Annotated in this window: 12 protein-coding genes; 10 read left to right on the top strand and 2 right to left on the bottom strand. The window is 52.2% G+C overall.

Annotated elements, in window-relative coordinates:
• Window positions 1–10 precede the first annotated feature (10 nt).
• From ACQE3E_RS08315 to ACQE3E_RS08350, 8 genes are all read left to right on the top strand, one after another.
• On the top strand, window positions 11–1,282 hold the full coding sequence (locus ACQE3E_RS08315; RefSeq protein ID WP_427501507.1) for a PepSY-associated TM helix domain-containing protein: 1,272 nt from the start codon (window positions 11–13) through the stop codon (window positions 1,280–1,282).
• A 379-nt stretch (window positions 1,283–1,661) separates the two neighbouring features.
• Complete coding sequence (locus ACQE3E_RS08320) at window positions 1,662–2,372, top strand: rhomboid family intramembrane serine protease (RefSeq protein ID WP_064030597.1); 711 nt, start codon at window positions 1,662–1,664, stop codon at window positions 2,370–2,372.
• A 141-nt stretch (window positions 2,373–2,513) separates the two neighbouring features.
• Window positions 2,514–2,837 (top strand): hypothetical protein, encoded by a 324-nt coding sequence (locus ACQE3E_RS08325; protein ID WP_064030588.1) that lies wholly within the window; start codon window positions 2,514–2,516, stop codon window positions 2,835–2,837.
• Between the two features lie 433 nt (window positions 2,838–3,270).
• A complete protein-coding gene (locus ACQE3E_RS08330) occupies window positions 3,271–3,654 on the top strand; it encodes a hypothetical protein (protein WP_168032311.1) in 384 nt (127 codons plus the stop codon).
• Window positions 3,655–3,723: 69 nt separating this feature from the next.
• Window positions 3,724–4,380 carry a DUF2760 domain-containing protein gene (locus ACQE3E_RS08335; RefSeq protein WP_313728424.1) on the top strand — a complete coding sequence of 219 codons (657 nt, stop codon included), beginning with the start codon at window positions 3,724–3,726 and terminating at the stop codon, window positions 4,378–4,380.
• Window positions 4,377–6,212: an Hsp70 family protein gene (locus tag ACQE3E_RS08340; protein ID WP_313728423.1), complete on the top strand. Its 1,836-nt coding sequence runs from the start codon at window positions 4,377–4,379 to the stop codon at window positions 6,210–6,212. Before ACQE3E_RS08335 ends, ACQE3E_RS08340 begins: the two co-directional genes overlap by 4 nt.
• Window positions 6,213–7,079: 867 nt before the next feature.
• Window positions 7,080–7,583 carry a sigma-70 family RNA polymerase sigma factor gene (locus ACQE3E_RS08345; RefSeq protein WP_427501508.1) on the top strand — a complete coding sequence of 168 codons (504 nt, stop codon included), beginning with the start codon at window positions 7,080–7,082 and terminating at the stop codon, window positions 7,581–7,583.
• A 6-nt stretch (window positions 7,584–7,589) separates the two neighbouring features.
• Entirely contained in the window at window positions 7,590–8,564 is a 975-nt protein-coding gene (locus ACQE3E_RS08350) for a FecR domain-containing protein (protein ID WP_427501509.1), read from the top strand.
• A 240-nt stretch (window positions 8,565–8,804) separates the two neighbouring features.
• On the opposite strand, the gene ACQE3E_RS08355 is transcribed toward ACQE3E_RS08350, so the two are convergent.
• On the bottom strand, window positions 8,805–8,945 hold the full coding sequence (locus tag ACQE3E_RS08355; protein ID WP_281022844.1) for a hypothetical protein: 141 nt from the start codon (window positions 8,943–8,945) through the stop codon (window positions 8,805–8,807).
• Window positions 8,946–9,050: 105 nt separating this feature from the next.
• Between ACQE3E_RS08355 and ACQE3E_RS08360 the strand changes: the two genes are divergently transcribed.
• Together ACQE3E_RS08360 and ACQE3E_RS08365 are read left to right on the top strand one after the other, a co-directional pair.
• Entirely contained in the window at window positions 9,051–11,690 is a 2,640-nt protein-coding gene (locus ACQE3E_RS08360) for a TonB-dependent siderophore receptor (RefSeq protein ID WP_313728418.1), read from the top strand.
• 129 nt (window positions 11,691–11,819) lie between these two features.
• The gene (locus ACQE3E_RS08365; protein WP_313728417.1) at window positions 11,820–13,040 is read left to right on the top strand and encodes a PepSY-associated TM helix domain-containing protein; all 1,221 of its coding nucleotides are present in this window, start codon (window positions 11,820–11,822) and stop codon (window positions 13,038–13,040) included.
• A 175-nt stretch (window positions 13,041–13,215) separates the two neighbouring features.
• Here the strand turns inward: ACQE3E_RS08365 and ACQE3E_RS08370 are convergent, their stop codons facing one another.
• The gene (locus tag ACQE3E_RS08370; protein WP_313728416.1) at window positions 13,216–15,714 is read right to left on the bottom strand and encodes a TonB-dependent siderophore receptor; all 2,499 of its coding nucleotides are present in this window, start codon (window positions 15,712–15,714) and stop codon (window positions 13,216–13,218) included.
• Between the last annotated feature and the right edge of the window lie 144 nt (window positions 15,715–15,858).

Genomic DNA, 15,858 nt, shown 5'->3' on the forward strand with positions numbered 1-15,858 from the left:
CGGTTATTCGATGAAGCGACGGAGCTACTCACTTCTACACTTACCCGAGAAAGTGGTCTCGATCGCGTCGCTGATTGGCGATCGTAATTTGTCGAGGCTCAAGGCTCGACGCAAGTTCTGGTTGAGAGTGCATTTGTGTCTGGGTTTGGTACTGGGGGTTTTGCTGTCGATCTATGGCGTTACCGGAAGCATTTTGGTGTTTTACCCGGAGATCGAGGAATGGCTGTATCCGAAGGTATTGGTGGTCGAGCAACCGGCGAATACGCAATATCGCCCGTTGGCGGAGATTTTCGCGGCCGGCAACTCGGTGATGCCGGCCACGGCGAAGCACGCTTTCGCCTATTATCCGCGCAATCGGGAGGCGGCATTCAAGCTGCGTTTTGTTGTACCGATATCCGCCACTGTTCAAGAGCAGTGGTTGGTCGGCGTGAATCCCTATTCGGCTGAAGTAACCGGAAAATTTCTCCAACACCGCTCGGATGAATGGCTGCCGGCCACTTTCATCGATTTGATGTTCGAGTTGCATTACGCGCTGCTGATTCCGTCGAAAGACATCAGCAGGGTGGTCGTCGGCCTCTCGGCGGCGTTGCTAATGATTTCGACGCTGACCGGTCTGATCGTCTGGTGGCCGCTGACCGGGCAGTGGCGTAACGCGCTGACCTTCAAGCGCGGCGCCGGTAAGGTGCGTTTCAATTACGACCTGCACAAAACCAGCGGTTTTTACACGTTGCTGGTGATGCTGCCGGTACTGTTCTCCGGGGTTTACATGGTGTTGCCGCATCACGTGGTGCCGGTGCTGGAATTGTTTTCGCCGGCGACTTATCGCTATTGGTTCGAGTCCAAGCCGCCTTATCCGAATGCGCCGGCCATCGGCATGGATCAAGCGGTGGCAATCGCCGTGCAACAATATCCGCAAGGTCGGCCGCACTGGATTTACGGCGCGCCGAATCCCGCTCAAACCTACACCGTCTGCCAGGATGGCGTGGATGCGCCCGGAAGTCTCTTGCAACGCCGCTGCACCGTGATCGACCGCTACTCCGGCGTCATTTTGGATCGGGACGACCCCAGCCCGCCGACCGCCACGGCCGGCGAAATCTTGACCCATTGGCAATGGCCCTTGCATTCCGGACAGGCTTTCGGCATTACCGGGCGGATTCTGGTGTTTGTTACCGGTCTGGCCTGCCCAGTGTTGTTTGTCACCGGTTTGATTCGCTGGTTGCAAAAACGGCGTTCCGCAATTCGACAGCGGCTGACTCGATTGCCGGAACGCACCGCTCGGTAAGCGTGTTTCCGGCTTTCGCCTAAGTTCCCCTCGATCCCCTCGACCCGCTGAGCGGGCGGTTTTTGGCTGCTCAAGATCGCTAGGCCAAGCAAGTTGCCAAATTCCTGGCAAACTAGCGTACGAACCTGAAACCGCCGCGTCGCCCCGGCATATCCAGTTGCGGCGTTAAACATCCCGAGCGACTAAGCTTATGTCGGCGTCGATGCGCCCGTTATTGGCGGCGATTCGGGAACGGTCCAAGCGGCGGAACCAAGCGCCGGGCTATTTGCCGAAGTGTTTAAAATACGCTGGCGGCATCGGCGTAGCGTTCGAAAGTGGGCATCGGCGCCCATCCCGTTGCGGACTGCGACATGATTCCGATTATTCAAGAGGCCAGACCATGATACCCATTCGAGATTCGATACCTTGCCAAACCAAGCCCTACGTGACGTGGGCCGTCATGGCGGTTTGCACGGCGGTCTATGTCGCGATGCTGTTCATGCCGGACGAGGTCGGTCAACACTTTGTCTATCTTTACGGCATGGTACCGATCCGCTACTCGAATCCGGATTGGGCGTATGCCTTCGGCTTGCCGCCGGATCATTATTTGTCGTTTTTGACCAGTTTGTTTCTGCACGGCGGTTTTCTGCACTTGCTGATGAACATGGTGTTCTTGTGGATATTCGCCGATAACATCGAGGACTTGATGGGGCACTGGCGCTTCCTGGCGTTCTATCTCGTGTCCGGATTGCTAGCGACGGTCACGCAGTGGTATTTTTATCCGAATATCGCGATACCGGTGGTCGGCGCGTCCGGGGCGATTGCAGGGGTACTGGGGGCCTATTTCGTGAGGTTTCCGTATGCGACCGTCGTGATTATGGTGCCGATATTGTTCTATCCCTTGTTTTTTCAGGTGCCGGCCATCGCCTTTTTGGGTTTTTGGGTGATCGTACAAGTGGGCGACGTGTTCACCGCCGCGATGTTCGACAACGTCGCGGTCGATTCCGCCTGGTGGGCGCATTTGGGCGGTTTCGCGGTCGGTGCCTTGTTGCATCCGTTTTTCATCGACAAGCCGGCGCATCGGCGCGAATTGAGTCCGCCGGCCGAATGACGGCGCGACTTTCAGCCAAAAAGTTGAGGATTCCGTAGGGGTTTTATTTTATAATCTCGGCGTTCAAGGCTGGTCCGCCGGCCGAATCAGGCCGGTTGTCGGCGCTTACCGATTCTTTATTCATTCGAGACATTGAAAACCATGAAAAACCTAAATGTTGCTTTGGTCAGGCTGGTCCAGTTCGTCGTGTTCGTATTGTTTACGTTTATCGTACTGGTCTATTTCGGCACGATGATTTTGTTGCCGCTGGACATTGTGGTGCTGATCACCAAATTGTTAGGTGTTTTGGGTATCGGTAGCTTGTTCGGCGCTGTCGTCGCGGTGCCCTTGGTCGCTTATCTGGGTAAAATCGTCTACAGCACGCCGGGTTTGATCAAATTGGTGGTCGATAACGGTATCGAATTGGCCAACGCCGGCAAACAACGTGTCGAGGCCTTCAACGACATCGCCGCCGCCGTCAAATAAGCGCGCTGTGCCGCGAGCGAAAAAGGGGCCGTTTCGGCCCCTTTTTTGTGTCTGCGGGATTCGGGAATTGCCGGAGCGGCTTGGCGTAATCAACGTAGTTTAATTCTTGGCCCGCCCCGAGGATCATCCAAAATCTTTGCGGTAGCGTGGGTGAGGGCGCCTGCTGACTCTGCCCGGCTTTATCGGAGCGCGGGCGATATTCGAAACAGTCGTCGCGTCTTGTGCGGTCTTGGTTTTCCGGTGGCCTGGAACCGGATACCGGCACTCTAGCGCGATTTTCTCGGTATCGTACCCGCGCTCGGCATCGGAATTTAACGGCGAACTGTTCGTCCGTCAACGCGCCGGCGCCGGTTCGCGGTCCATCATCAATTGTTCAATCTCGCCGCCATCGCGTAAAATCCCGGCTAAAAACTTTCAAGCCAGGAGCCAAACCATGAAATATCTGTTGATCGCGTTGCTGTTGACCGCGAATTGCGCCGCCGCCGAAGAATCCGCCAAGGACGAGTGGAACGAAACCTCGCTCAGCGAAGACACCATCCAAAAAATCCAGCAAGCGCAATTCAAATATAAAAAGTGCGTCGTCGACGAGATGCGCAAGCCGGAAAACCAAAAACTGGAAAGCCGCAACGCCACCGACGCGATCGCCAAATACTGCGAGCCGACGTTGGGCGACATGCGTAAGGTCTACACCGACGTCGGCGTGCCGGGCGTCGTGGCCGACCGGCACTTGAAAAAACTGCGTATCCAGACCACCCGCAATATGTTGCAAGAATTGATGTACCTCGAAGCCGCCAAAAAAGCCGGCGCTCAACCCTGATAATCCGTGCGGCGGCCGGCCGCCGCGATTGCCGCCTCCGGCGGCTTGTTCTCAACCAAGCCTTACACCATGAACACCTATACCATCGATTTATCGCTACGCCCGACTACGTTCGATTTGTGGCACGTTTGTCTGGCCGGCACCGCCGCGGTGCTGGCCTTGATCTTGATCGCCGTTTTGATTTCGGTGTTGCTGGGTCTGCGCCGCTGCAAAAAATCCGAACCGGTGGCCGCGCCGGCGCCGCCAATGCCGGCGGCGCAACCCGAGATCAAGATCGTCGAGAAAATCGTCGAAGTCGAAAAAATTGTCCAGGCCCCCGCGCCGGAGCCGGTGATCTTGAAGGAAGCCACTCCTGATGCGGCTTTGCAATTGTTGAGCCTGTTGCAGAAAGAAGCGCGCTTCATCGACTTCATCAAGGAAGACGTCAGCGCGTTTTCCGACGCCGACATCGGCGCGGCGGCGCGGGTGGTGCATCAAGGTTGCGTCAAGGCGATCAACGAGCATTTCACGCTGGCGCCGGTCAGTTCGGATGCCGAAGGCAACCGCGTCACCTTGAATCCCGGCTTCGACGCCGCGTCGTTCCGCTTGACCGGCAATATCGTCGGCCAGGCGCCGTTCACCGGTACTTTGGTGCACAAAGGCTGGCAAGTTACCGATTTGCGCCTGCCCAAACTGACCGAAGGCCATAACGCCAAAATCGTCGCGCCGGCCGAGGTGGAATTATGAGTGCCCGTTATTCGGTCGGTATCGACTTGGGTACCACTCACTGCGTGCTGTCCTATGTCGATTTGCAGGCCGGCGACGATCAGGTGGCGATCGAAGTATTTGCGATCCCGCAGTTGACCGGGCCGGGCCAGATCGAGGACAAAGCGCAACTGGCCTCGTTTACCTATCTGGCGCATTCGGCCGAATTGGCGGAAGGCTCGACAACGTTGCCGTGGACCGCCAAGCCGGACAAACTGGTCGGCGAAATCGCCCGCAATCTGGGTAGTAAAACGCCGATCCGGCTGGTCGCCAGCGCCAAGAGTTGGCTGTGCCATGCCGGCGTGGACTGCAAACAGCCGATTCTGCCGGCCGAGGCGCCGGACGAGATCGAGCGCATCTCGCCGTTCGCCGCGACCCAGGCCTATCTGCAACATTTGCGCGATGCCTGGAATCATCGCTTTCCGGAAGATCGCCTGGAATATCAGGATTTGACCATCACCGTGCCGGCCTCGTTCGACCCGGCGGCGCGAGAATTGACTGTCGAAGCGGCGCGTTCGGTCGGCTTGGGCCAAGCCGTGCTGCTGGAAGAACCGCAAGCCGCGCTGTATAGCTGGATCGAAAACAGCGAAGGCGATTGGCGCAACCACGTCAATGTCGGCGATGTGATTTTGGTCGTCGATGTTGGCGGCGGCACCACCGACTTGTCGCTGATCGCGGTGACCGAGCAGGACGGCAATCTGCAATTGACCCGCGTCGCGGTCGGCGACCACATCCTGCTGGGTGGCGACAACATGGACCTCGCGCTGGCCTATACCGTTAAGGCCAAGCTGGAACAGGACAGCGGCAAGAAGCTGGAATCCTGGCAGGTGCAGTCCCTAACGCACGGTTGCCGCGAGGCCAAGGAAAAGCTGTTCAATCAGCCCGAACTCGGCAGCATGCCGCTGGTGGTCGCCAGCCGGGGATCGTCACTGATTGGCGGTACTTTGCGGACCGAACTGACCCGCGACGAACTCAATCGGGTCTTGGTCGAAGGCTTTTTGCCCAATGCCCAAGCCGGTGACAAGCCGGTCAGTCGGCCGCGTAGCGGTCTGCGTAGCGCTGGTCTGCCGTACGCGCAAGACGCGGGCATTACTCGCCATCTGGCGGCGTTTTTGGCACGCCAACGCCAGGCGACCGAGGAATTCCAGGCGGTGAATCTGCCCGAGCATGCCAGCTTTTTGCATCCGACCGCCGTGCTGTTCAACGGGGGGGTGTTGAAGGCCAGCGTGTTGGCCGATCGCCTGATGCAAATCCTGAACGGCTGGCTGCAAGTCGAACAAGCCCCGGAAGCGCGCTTGCTGCAAGGCGCCGATCTGGATTTGGCGGTGGCGCGCGGCGCGGCTTATTACGGCTTCGTTCGGCAAGGCAAGGGCGTGCGCATCAAGGGCGGCACGGCGGCGGCCTATTATGTCGGCGTCGAAAGCGCGATGCCGGCGGTGCCCGGCTTGGCGCCGGAAATCGAAGCGCTGTGCATCGCGCCGTTCGGCATGGAAGAGGGCACCGAGCAAAACCTGCCCAACGACGAATTCGGCTTGATCGTCGGCGAACCGGTACGCTTTCGCTTCTTCGGTTCTAAAACCCGCCGCGAAGACCAGGTCGGCACCCGTCTGGAAAGCTGGCACGACGACGAGTTGGAAGAACTCGACGAAATCGAAATCACCCTGCCGGAAGAAGGCCGCGCCGCCGGCGACATCGTGCCGGTCTATCTGTCCTCGGCGGTTACCGAAGTCGGCACGCTGGAATTGCGCGCCGTGTCCCGGCGCGAGCAGCAGCAATGGAAAATCGAATTCGAGGTCAGAGCCGGGGAAAGTTGATTCAGCCGACACACGGGGATCATTTCCAGCGTATGTTTTCGAATCGCCGATCCCAGTGGGATCGGCGTTTTTGTGTAGTGTAGCCATGCGCGAAGTACAGTTTGCGTAGAACCGGTAGTCAGGCCCAAAACTTAATAAACCGGCCCAGGTCCGGAATCCCGTATTGACAACCGCTATCGACTGTTCTCGATCCGAAAATTCAGTCGATTGTCGCGCGGTCCGTCAAAAGCCTGTTCTACAAATCGTTCCTAACGGTGGTTAAAGGGGGGGCAATAAAAGAAAAAGATAGGCGTAGGAAGGGCTTTCGCCGCGATTGGTATTTTTGTCTCGCGGTTACGTGTTTTCACATGCTTTTCATCGCCAAAATAAGTCATATGACACAGTGGTCCCTAGAGTTTCTTGATGGGCGGCCGTTGCTACGTGGTCTGCTTACACAATAAGCATCGTCATTCCGGCATGGATGGCCGGATCCGTTAGAGCGCGGAACGAATCCAGTTTTCAAGGACGGATTTAAGCCTGCCCTCCATGGCACTGGATGTCCGCTTCCCGGCGGGCACGACGGTCTTGAACAAATCTGACAAACTAGAGTTAGGACATTGTTGAAATACCGGCTTGGTTAGAATTTGTTATCAATGCCGAATTACATGTAAGTCGTATATTTCAACAATAAACCGCAATACAGAATACTGCGCGAAACATGCAGTGGAATAGTTTTTGCTTGAATGGAAGGCTTTTGGTAAAAAACAAGCTCTCTTGAGGGCGACAAAATCAGCAATCTTACGGATGGAGCGAGGCAAGCAAAATTATGATCGACCGCCCGCATGATGCATTGAAGCCACATCTTTCAATCGTAGACAGGAGTGATTAATGGCGACGGAATTGCTGACGAATGAAGCCTTGTCCCTGCTTTATCGCGAGCACCACTCCTGGCTGCTGGGGTGGCTGAATAAGCGTGTGCAATGTCGCTTGCAAGCCGAAGATCATGCGCACGATACTTTTGTACGGGTGATGGCATCGGGTCGCACACTGGATTTGGACGAACCCAGGCCTTACCTCGCTACCATTGCCAAAAATTTACTGATAAACCATTGGCGGCGCGCCACCATTGAACAAGTGTATTTGGAACGCTTGTCGGCGCTTCCGGAAGCCACTTCGCTGTCATTGGAAGAAAATGCCATTATTCTGGAAACGCTACAAGAAATCGATGGACTGCTTAATCGCTTAGCGGTAAAGGCACGCAAGGCATTTTTTATGTCCCAGATCGATGGACTTACCTACGTCGAAATCGCCGAAAAACTCGGCGTCAGCGATCGTATGGTTAGAAAGTACATGGTACAAGCCATGGTGCTATGCCTGAGCGTGGAGTTCTAACCGCTGATGTCGTCCGAAAATCGACAAAAGATCCATCCCCGCGTCGTGGCTGAGGCTGCCGAATGGTTTATGGTTCTGAGCTCCGGCAACGTTCGTCCTGACGAAACCGCACAGTGGCAAGCCTGGTTGGCTTCGCATCCGGATCACCGAATGGCTTGGGCCAGAGTTGAGTTTTATACCGACAAATTTAAATCGCTGCCGCCACAAGCGGCCTTCGCCGCAACCGAAGCGCTTAATGCCCCCGATCTCAATCGAAGACGCCTGCTGTTAAGCATGGCCCTATTGGGTATGGCCGGATTGTCCGGTTGGCAGGTTTCTCGCGGCCGTTACTGGCAGGAATGGTCGGCCGATCAACATACGGCGCTTGGCGAAAGTAAAACCATTACCCTCGCCGACGGCTCCAGCGTCGTTCTGGATAGCGGCAGCGCGGTTAACGTCGATTTCTCGGTTAATTTGCGCCGGCTGCAGTTGGTTAAAGGCGAAATTTACATCGAAACGGCACCCGATACCGTTGGTTGGAAACGGCCGTTTGTCGTCGATACATTGGATGGCAGGGTGCAGGCGCTCGGCACCCGCTTCAGCGTCGGCCAATACAAAAATCTAACGCAGGTTGCGGTGTTTCAAGATGGTGTAGAAATCCAACCAGCCGATGCAATTTCCGCCAAACAAACCCTAGTTGCAGGTCAACAAGTTCAGTTTGCGTCAAGCCGCATCGAGCCGATACACCGACACAACCAGAATAAACCGGCTTGGACTGAAGGCTTCATCGTCGCCGACGATTTGCCGCTCAGCGAGTTTTTGCTGCAACTAAGCCGTTACCGACCAGGCTACATCACCTGTGACCCTGAAATTGCGGATTTACGGATCATCGGCTCCTACCCGCTTAAAGATACCGATAGAATTCTGGCTTTTCTGGAGGCTAACCTGCCGGTCAAGCTCTCACATCCGCTACCTTTCTGGGTTAAAGTCCTGCCGCGCTAATCATCCCTGCACCTCATCTAATGAATAAACGCGTTCTTCACCTTTGCGTACGCGTACCAACACGCCGGCGGCCAAGTAATAATCTTCCATATCGTTCAACCTAAAAAGGGCAGTTGGCGTGTATTGCGGGCCGTTCGTGCTGAGCAACGTCGAAGCATGGACGGCTCGCAATACACTCACCAAACGGGTGAATGAAAAATCCCGCGCGCCCTTCGACAAGCTCAGGACGAACGGGATTTTTCATCGCCAAACTGCTCTTTTTAGGTTCAATCCTTTTTCGATGATTTCTCGTAAATAAAATGCCTTCGTACGCCCGGTTTGGCCTGCCAAATAATCAAGCCGTTGTTCAATTTCCGGAGAAAGTCTTATTGAGGTAGCCATTTCAAATCCCCTTTGCGTCAACTATTGAATGCGTGTAATCAATGTATCACGCAAGCTCGGAAGCATCTGGCATCGCCGTTCAAGTGGATGGGAAAGTTGTAGACGGTGCTCGACACTGGCTCGCCAAGCGCATTGTTGCTTAAAAAGCGGATTATTTTTCCATCTAAAAACAATCCGTTAAAAAATTTATTAAATTTTTTTCAATTCGCAGTTCCGGTTTTTCAACGCTTGTTTGTATTAGCTAATGAAAACACCACAAATGGAGAAAAACCGATGTCAAACACACACCATCGCTGCGATCCGGGCTTTCGTTCATCCCGATTGAGCCACGCTATACAGGGGATTTTATTGGCTTCAGCGCTGACCGCTTCAGTGGTAGCGCAGGGAGAAGAAATAACCAACAGGAAAAGCTACCACATCGGCGGCGGCTCCTTGGGACAAGCACTTAGCCAGTTTGCGCGCGATGCCGGCATTTTATTTACTGGGGAATCCAAATTAACCGACGGCAAAACCAGCAAGGGACTGGACGGCGAGTACACCGTCGAAGAAGGCTTTAGAAAACTCCTGGCGGGAAGCGGTTTGACCTATACCATCACGGATGATAATTCCGTAGCAATCAAGGTTGCGGGACCTGGAAGCGATGCGGCATCGACTTTGCCAGCGGTGAAGGTTTCCGCTGCCGTGAGTCACGAACCGGAAATAGACACCAGCGAAACCTATAAAATCACCAATAGCCGTACCGCGACTAAGACCGATACACCATTGATCGAAACACCGTTTTCTCTACAAGCGGTGACTCAAGAAGTCATCAACGATCAACAAAGTATCCGCGTCGAAGATGCGTTAAGAAATGTCAGTAATATCATGACGCAGACGCCTAACGGCGGCCAATTCGACGGCTTTGTCGTGCGGGGGGTTCCGCAAGCGACTTTGTTCAAAGACGGCTTTCGTTTCCCAAGTAAAGATTATGCGGCTATCGGGCCGCGCGACCTCAGCAACATCGACCGCATCGAAGTCTTGAAAGGGCCGGCATCGTTAATGTACGGCAGGATAGAGCCGGGCGGCATGATAAATTTAGTTACTAAGCAGCCTTTAGAAACTGCCCATTATTCGTTGCAACAGCAAATCGGCTCGTTTGACCATTATCGTACCGTAGCCGATGCCACAGGCCCTTTAACTGATGATAAGTCGCTGCTTTATCGGATTAATTTAGGCTATGAAAGCACAAGTTCGTTTATCGATTTTAACGGTACGGATCGAGTGTCCGTTGCGCCACGATTACGTTGGAAGCCCAGCGACGATACGGTATTTGATTTGGAATACCAACACCTGCAAGGGGATGTGACAACTTTTACCGGTGTTCCGGCTATTACTTTGGCCTCAGGCGGTATTGTCGGCAATCGGCCGTTGCCGCTAAATAGAAGTTTTTTCAAAGGCGAACCATATAACGGCCTAGCTTTCAATGAAGATATGGTCGATTTTAATTGGTCGCATAATTTCAATAAGGATTGGAAGATTAATCAACGCTTTAGTTACGACCACAGTCGGACATCCGGCGAATTTACACTTGGTTTATTATTTAAAGATAATATGGCCGATTTGTTACGCCGAGAGTCGGAAGTCCAGACCGAGCAAGATACTTTTTCTACTGGTATTGATTTAACGGGTAATTTTAAGACTTTCGGTTACCAGCATACCTTATTGGCTGGTGCGGATTATTATCATACCGACATGCAGCAAGCCTATAATTCGATATATCCCGGCCAATTGGGTGGACGTTTATTGAATGTTTATAATCCAATCCATAATTCGGTCAAGCCTATTTTCGATCCCAATAAAGCCAAATTAAATAATGTAGTCAATGATTGGTTCGGCTTATATTTGCAGGATCAGTTTCAGTTGCCGTTCGATTTACAGTTGTTAACCGGTTTACGCTACGATGAAGCGCGAGTACAGCAGGTGGTTAATATTCGAAATCCCGTTGAACGTCCGCAAGGTATTACCGAAATGAAAAATACGACCGGTGTCGTAAAGCCTAGGGTTGGGTTAGTTTGGCATCCTATTAAAGAGTTTTCTCTCTACGGTAACTATGTCGAAAACTTAGGAAATACCCCGTTAACGACAGTAGGCTCTAGTTTAAAAGCCGAGCAAGCTCAACAATGGGAAGTTGGTGCTAAAACCGAATTGGCTGATGGTCGATTAACCGCTTCTTTGGCTTATTACGAGTTGACTAAGCAAAATACTCCGGTGCCATATTTGGATACGGGTTATATGATTCCGGTTGGAGAGGCAAGGAGCCAAGGCGTTGAACTCGATATTACCGGTGAAGTGTTGCAGAATTGGAAGATTATTGCCTCTTATGCGCATATGAATACGGAAATAACTAAAGATGCTTCCGGTTTGCAAGGTCACCAGTTGTCGAACGCCCCTAGAAATAGCGGCAGTTTATGGAATACTTATGCTTTTGACGATGATTTATTACGAGGATTTAAAGTGGGGGCCGGCGTGGTTGCCAGAAGCCAAAGGCAAGGCGATCCGGAAAATGATTTTCAATTGCCCGGCTATGCGATTTTCAATTTAATGGCTGGCTACGAATTGAAAATAGGCAAAACTAAGTTAAGCGCTCAATTCAATGTCGAAAACTTGCTGGATAAATATTATTTTAGTGAATCAGGAGGATTTCGCGGTGCTTCGATTTATGGAACGCCTCGTAGTTACATCGGAACACTTAGACTGGATTTTTAAGAGCCTTAAGTCGGTCGCAGCTCAACTTTTTTTGAACGACCTAAACTACCCAAAATGACCAGTTAGGCTAAATACTAATAATGAATGATTGATACTTAGCCTATATCATCAATCGAATTAGATTTCCTGATGTTAAGACAATCAAATAACCAAATTAGCCCACATTTAATGCCTAACAAAAGATTTATATGGCTGAAGACACGACGCAGATTTTGGTTAAATGTGCATTTGACGTTGGCATTAACCGTGGGTTTTGTTTTTGTCATTCTGGGATTGACAGGCTCTTGTAATATTTTTTATTCCGAACTGAACGAACTGGGGTTGTCGGCGGTAAACCCAAGCAATCAAATACCACGCAGTTTGGATGATGTCATGCAAACCGTTAAGGCTGCTCACCCGCAAAGAACAGGTGCGTGGTCTATCGTCTTGCCGGGTTATTTAAGCGATTATCTTTGGGTAAATTACCGCGAACCCGAAGAAACTAAAAATGAGCTGTTTGCACCACTGCAAATACTGGTTGACCCTTATAGCGGAAAGATTACTGAAGAACACTTTTGGGGGCAAACAGTACTTAGTCTGATTTACGAACTGCATGCCGATTTTATACTGGGCAAAATCGGAAAGGAAATCGGCGAAGTTGCTTTTAAAGTGGTCTGCTTTTTCGGAGTTTTTCTATATATTTCCTGCCTATCAGGCTTGTATTTATGGTGGCCGCGTGGCGGTAAGTTTAAACAAGCCTTGTCCATAAAACACAATGCCAGTCGAGAACGCTACTACTTTGATTTGCACAAAACGGTTGGATTTTATAGCGCAGCATTACTATTAATACTGGCTTTTACCGGCTTAGCTTTTAGTTATAAAGATTACATCACCCCGGTGGTTTCGGTGTTTTCGCCAATAAAAAAAGATCATTTAAAAAATCCACCGCTGAAATCCAGCGTGATTGATTCGGCTCGTTCTATTTCCATCACTCAAGCTGTAGCGATTGCCGACCAAGTTTTTCCCGGCGCGGAATTGCGCGGAGTGAATACGCCGGATGGCAAAGAAGGCGTGTATATGGTGGCCAAAAGGCAAGCGGGAGAAGCCAATCGCAAACGCCCCCGGAGCAAGGTCTGGATCGATCAATACAGCGGCAAGGTGCTGGCAATCCAAGATCCGAATCAATTTACCGCCGGCGAGACGTTTATGAATATCTTGTGGCCTTTACATGACGGGCAGATTTTAGGACTTACAGGCCGTATCTTATGGTGTCTCGTCGGCTTTGCGCCGCTGATTTTATATATCACTGGCATTTTACGCTGGCTGCAAAAACGCCGCGTAGCGGACAAGAAGCTGGCCAAGGGGGCGTAGGTTGAGGTTACGATAGGAACCCCAACACGACAACCTTTGAGCCACTAGCCAAACAGAAAAGCGAGGTCTCGCGACCAAATAAAACCATCGGCAAGCAGCAAAGGCCGAACCGGTTAAAAATGTTGGGGTTCGTTACCTTATCCCAGCCTAAGGTCCTAACCGGCTACTTGAACGGTTAATATTGGATATTGACCGACCCCATAAATGTACGTGGTGTGCCAAAATCGGCATTACCGGCGTTAAAACCGACTGGCGCGTTGTAATTGGTAAATAAATTCGAGGTGTAGTGATTGTCTAATAGGTTGTCGACATTCAACTGGGCGGTGATTTTGCTTTTGCCGACATCGATACTATAAGCCGCTAGTAAACCGACCGTGGCATAGCCGGGCAATTGGAAGGCGGGGAAGCTGCAACAAGCCGTCACTCCGTCGCGCACGGTCACTCCACCACCCAATTTAAAGCCGCGCATTGTCCCTGCTTGTAGTTCGTAAGTGCTCCACACGCTGCCAGTATTCCGGGGGACGTTCCAAAAACGCGTGCCGACCGCCTGATAACCGGTTCCCTCGGTTTTGATGATGCGGGCATCGATATTTGCGTAAGTGCCAATGACCCTCCAACCTGGCAAAATTTCTCCGCTAATGTCCAGTTCCGGCCCACGGCTACGCACCGCTCCAGTCAAGATGGAAAAGCCGGGGTGGTTGGGGTCGGAGGTTGGGACGTTAGTTTTAGTCAAATCATAATAGGCCAACGTCGCCCGCAAGCGACCGTCGAAAAATTCGGTTTTGATGCCGCCTTCATATTGTTCGCCTTCGGTCGGGGGTACCGGTTTATTGTCAGGCGTAAAAGTAAAAGCGGTGTTCACGCCAAAGCTTTCGACATAGTTGGCATACAAACTCAGCCAGTTTTTGGCTTGCCATAAAATACCGACGCGAGGCGTGACGGCATCATTGGACTGGACTGAAGGCAAGACAAAGTCAAAGCTGGGGAAATTAGCGACATGATCCTGATGGAAATTTTGGTAGCGGATACCACCCATGACATGGACGTTATGCGGCAATTTGATTTGATCTTGGATATAAGCGCCGTATTGGTCGGTGCGGCTGGTATTGATGACCAAAGGGTATAGCGGTTGGGTAAAAGGCGTACCGGGATGCACTGGATTGAGCAGGTTAATATTAGACAGCGGATCGCTGACTGAATTTTTAAACACCGAATCAACCCGATAATAATCGCCGCCTATCAGTAACGTATGATGTAGCCCGGCAGTATCAAAATGGCCTGTTACGTCTAAGCTGGTGGCGTACGTGTTGTTTTGGGTATCGTAGCTATTCAATTGTCTAGATACGTCAACGCCATCGGTGGCAATAGGGAATACAAAATGCGGTTGTGCGATATTCTGCTGATTGACGGAAAAATGATGTTTGATAGACCAATCATCATTAAATTGGTGTGACCAATTAAAGCCGCCATAAACGGTTTCGGTGGTTGATGGCGAATAGCCGCCGTAATTACGGTTGCGCGGTACAGTGAAGATTTTATCGTTATACAGCGGGACGAATCCGGTATCCAAACCCAGATGTTGGTGGTCGTATTCCAGTTCAAGAGTCGCCTGCGTTTGGGAGCTGATGTTCCATTTCAACACGGGGGCCAGAAACACATCTTCTTTACCGTTAAATTCCCGAAATGTGTTGTTGTTTTGGTAAGACATATTCATCCGGTACAGCAAACGGTCCTGATTGCCGACCGGGCCGGTGGCGTCGATCGTGGTGCGATAGAGATCGTAGGAACCAAACTGTTGGCCCAGCGCGTAATACGGTGTCGCCAACGGTTGCTTGGTGACCACGTTGACCATGCCGCCCGGTTCTACTTGTCCGTATAAAATCGCCGCCGCGCCTTTCAGCACTTCAACGGATTCCACATTCGCCATTTGCCGGTTCGCCCCGCCTTGCTGTAAGCGAAAGCCATTGCGGAAAAAAGTCTCCGATTCAAAACCGCGGATAAAAAATGATTGGTTGGTGCCGCCGAAGGTGACGTTGCCACTGCCGTTAGAATTGCTCGTGATGCCGCTGACATTTTTCAAAGCCTGATCCAAGGTAATCACCTGCTGATCCTTCAACACCTGCTTGGAAATCACCTGCACGTTCAGCGGCGTTTCAATGATCGGCGTGTCGGTCTTGGTGCCGGCGGTGGCATTGGGCAACACGTAATTCGGGTTATAAGGGTCGGTGGCATTGTATTCGGCCTTGCCGACCACTTTCACCGCCGGCAGCGTGCTGGAGTCGGCGGGTGCGGGAGGGTTGGTGTGTTCGGCTTTTTCCAGGGTAACGGTGTGGGCATCGACGAAGCGAAAGCGGTAACCGGTGTCTTGCAACAATTGCCGTAAGGCTTGTTCCGGCGTCAGATCGCCATCCAGGCCGCGCGTGTTGATGCCTCGGATTTGTTCGGAATTGAACAGCAGGATCAGTTTGGCTTCCGACGCGAATTTGGTCAGCGCATTGTTGAGCGATTGCGCCGGGATTTGATAATGCCTGGTTTCCTCGGCTAGCAAGGGTTGGCTGATCAGCATGCTGCCGATCAATAACGACACCCGGCCGGCGGCGGTAAACGGGTGTAGGGAATATGGCGATGGGCGTCCTTTAGCTAAGCATTGGTCTGGATAACCGCTGTTGTTCATCTTTCCTCCGGGTGAATGATATTAATCTCCTTATAAACAACGATTGGCCGAGCAAACCTAGCCAAAAAAAGTGTTGCCCGCATGCATTTGGCCGCTGATCACTACTCCTGTACGCTGGTCATGCCGCGGCGATTTTCAGCCGAG

Source organism: Methylomonas sp. MED-D, assembly GCF_050276835.1.
Classification (GTDB): domain Bacteria; phylum Pseudomonadota; class Gammaproteobacteria; order Methylococcales; family Methylomonadaceae; genus Methylomonas; species Methylomonas koyamae_A.

What these genes read in the sequence shown, in the direction of transcription:
- ACQE3E_RS08340 (WP_313728423.1), top strand. Translation starts at nt 4,377, where the DNA reads ATGAGTGCCCGTTATTCGGTCGGTATCGACTTGGGTACCACTCACTGC.
- ACQE3E_RS08335 (WP_313728424.1), top strand. Translation starts at nt 3,724, where the DNA reads ATGAACACCTATACCATCGATTTATCGCTACGCCCGACTACGTTCGAT.
- ACQE3E_RS08370 (WP_313728416.1), bottom strand. Translation starts at nt 15,714, where the DNA reads ATGAACAACAGCGGTTATCCAGACCAATGCTTAGCTAAAGGACGCCCA.
- ACQE3E_RS08345 (WP_427501508.1), top strand. Translation starts at nt 7,080, where the DNA reads ATGGCGACGGAATTGCTGACGAATGAAGCCTTGTCCCTGCTTTATCGC.
- ACQE3E_RS08325 (WP_064030588.1), top strand. Translation starts at nt 2,514, where the DNA reads ATGAAAAACCTAAATGTTGCTTTGGTCAGGCTGGTCCAGTTCGTCGTG.
- ACQE3E_RS08320 (WP_064030597.1), top strand. Translation starts at nt 1,662, where the DNA reads ATGATACCCATTCGAGATTCGATACCTTGCCAAACCAAGCCCTACGTG.
- ACQE3E_RS08330 (WP_168032311.1), top strand. Translation starts at nt 3,271, where the DNA reads ATGAAATATCTGTTGATCGCGTTGCTGTTGACCGCGAATTGCGCCGCC.
- ACQE3E_RS08315 (WP_427501507.1), top strand. Translation starts at nt 11, where the DNA reads ATGAAGCGACGGAGCTACTCACTTCTACACTTACCCGAGAAAGTGGTC.
- ACQE3E_RS08350 (WP_427501509.1), top strand. Translation starts at nt 7,590, where the DNA reads ATGTCGTCCGAAAATCGACAAAAGATCCATCCCCGCGTCGTGGCTGAG.
- ACQE3E_RS08355 (WP_281022844.1), bottom strand. Translation starts at nt 8,945, where the DNA reads ATGGCTACCTCAATAAGACTTTCTCCGGAAATTGAACAACGGCTTGAT.
- ACQE3E_RS08365 (WP_313728417.1), top strand. Translation starts at nt 11,820, where the DNA reads ATGTTAAGACAATCAAATAACCAAATTAGCCCACATTTAATGCCTAAC.